2 protein-coding genes are annotated in these 2,142 nt (G+C 65.0%); both read right to left on the bottom strand.

Features of this window, described 5'->3' with window-relative positions; genetic code table 11:
* Window positions 1–63: 63 nt before the first annotated feature.
* Window positions 64–852 carry an IS21-like element helper ATPase IstB gene (gene istB / locus PV768_RS21735; protein ID WP_421094194.1) on the bottom strand — a complete coding sequence of 263 codons (789 nt, stop codon included), beginning with the start codon at window positions 850–852 and terminating at the stop codon, window positions 64–66.
* On the bottom strand, window positions 852–2,069 hold the full coding sequence (istA, locus tag PV768_RS21730; RefSeq protein ID WP_377192344.1) for an IS21 family transposase: 1,218 nt from the start codon (window positions 2,067–2,069) through the stop codon (window positions 852–854). The genes istB and istA overlap by 1 nt, the downstream gene beginning before the upstream one ends.
* Window positions 2,070–2,142 lie beyond the last annotated feature (73 nt).

Below are 2,142 nucleotides of genomic sequence, written 5' to 3'. Positions count from 1 at the left end.
TGTCAGCGATGGTCGAAAAGTGAGCCGTTTCGCGGGCTGAAAAGTGAGCCACTTTGACGCTGGTTATTCTGCCGTATTTTCCGGTCTTGTCGAGGGCAGCGAATTGACCTGAGTGTGTTTGAGGCGGTAGCTGGAGCCTTTGAGGGTGATGACTTCGGCGTGGTGGACGATGCGGTCGATCATGGCCGAAGCGACGACTTGGTCGCCAAAGACGTCTCCCCAGCGGGCGAAGGGCAGGTTCGAGGTCAGGATCAGTGAGGCGTGCTCGTAGCGTGATGAGACGAGCTGGAAGAACAGATTCGCGGCATCCTGTTCGAAGGGGATGTAGCCGACTTCGTCCACGATGATCAGTCCGTAGCGGCGCAGCCTGACCAGTTCCTGAGGCAGCCTGCCGTTCTGGTGGGCTGCCTGGAGCCGGGCGACCCAGTCGATGGCGGTGGCGAACAGGACCCGGTGACCGAGCTGGGTGGCCCGCAGGCCCAGGCCGGTGGCGAGGTGTGTTTTGCCGGTTCCTGGCGGTCCGAGCAGGACGATGTTGGACGCTTCGGTGAGGAACGCGCCGGTGGCCAGGTGCGCGATGGTGTCGCGTTTGAGGCCGGGCTGGTGATCGAAGTTGAAGTCCTCGAGTGATTTCCGGGCCGGGAACCCGGCGGCCCGGGCTCTGATCTCGGCGCCGGAGGCTTCCCTGGCGGCGACTTCCCGGGACAGGACAGCGGCGAGGTATTCCTCGTGGGTCCAGCCTCCTTCACGGGCCTGGTCCGCGAGGCGGGGTGCTGCTTCCCGGATCCGGGGTGCTTTCATCGCCCGGGAATAGTACTCGATCTGGCCGATGGTTTCCTTAGCGTCCGGCATCAGGCGACCTGACCGTCGTCCAGGACAACACCGAACGCCCGGTCATAATCCGCAAGGTCCCGCAGCGCGGTGGTCTCGCCCACAGGTTGCGGGGTTTGGAAAGCCTTCCGCAGCGCCCGTGCCGCCTCAACATGGTCCGGGTCGGTGATGGTCAGGCCGGCGCCCCAGGACCGGGCGTGGGTGCCGACGCATCGGCCGTCCAGGCTGATCGTGACGGATTCGAGGCCGGCGGTGATGTCGACGAACCGGCCGATGGCCTGCGGGTGAACGGAGTAGTCGTTGGATCCCATCCGGACGTAGTAGTCCCTCGGCAGCCGAACCCTTGAAGTGAAACCGATGACCGGTGGAACCGGCGGCAGCGCCAGCATGGCCGCTTTGTCCGCAGCGAGCAGTTCCGACGGGCGGGCGCCGGTCCGTCTGACCAGCCGGGCGTTGGCCTTCGGCAGCCACTGCCCGAGCTGGGTGTTGAAGTCCTCCGGAGAGGTGAAAACCCGGCCCGGCAGGAAGGAAGTCTCCAGGAACTGGTTGGCCCGCTCCACCACGCCCTTGCTCTCCGGGTCGTAGGGTTTAACCTGCACGATCCTGGTCGCGAGGACCCCGGCGAACGCCGCGACTCCGGCGGCGTAGCTGTTCCGCCGGCCGATGCCGGTTTCGTTGTCCCAGATCAGCCGCCGCGGAACCGCGCCCAGGGATCCGAGCAGTTCCCACATTCCGGCCAGCAGGTCCCCGGTCATCCGGGACGGGATCATCCGGGCCATGATGAACCGAGAATGCGAGGACACCATCACCAGCACAGGCAACACCCTGGCTTTGCCCGCGCCGACGGGTATCCGCACCTCGGGAAACCACAGATCGCACTGCGCCTGATCCCCGGGATCGTAAGAGATCCGGTCCGCAGGATCAGCCGGGGCATACTCGGGCCGGATCCTGGCAACGTTCTCCCGGAACCACGCCGGCGACCCAGACCAGCCCACCCGCTCAGCCAACACAGTCGCCGGCATCCGCGGGTTCTCCAGCAGCAACGCACGAATAGCCGGTTCCACAGCCTTGATACCAGAGTCCTGCGGCGCCCGAACGTACGCTGGCGGACCCTCCGAGCTGACTGCCTTCGCGACGGTGTTCCTGGAGATCCCCAACCGCGCCGCTATCGACCTCATCGATTCACCCTCGGCCAGATGCAACCGCCGAATAAGCGCCCAATCCTCCACTGTGATCACCCACCCAATCGTTTGGAACGGGTGGCTCAGTTTTCAACCGTCACAATGGCTCACTTTTCGACCATCACCGACA

This window comes from Pseudarthrobacter sp. CC4, assembly GCF_048957775.1.
In the GTDB taxonomy this organism is placed as follows: Bacteria; Actinomycetota; Actinomycetes; order Actinomycetales; family Micrococcaceae; genus Arthrobacter.
Note: the sequence above shows the minus strand (reverse complement) of the source record. Positions and strands in the feature narration are given on the sequence as shown.

Bases quoted from the DNA above. Each gene is read 5' to 3' on its own strand.
- istB (WP_421094194.1), bottom strand. From the start codon at position 852: ATGCCGGACGCTAAGGAAACCATCGGCCAGATCGAGTACTATTCCCGG.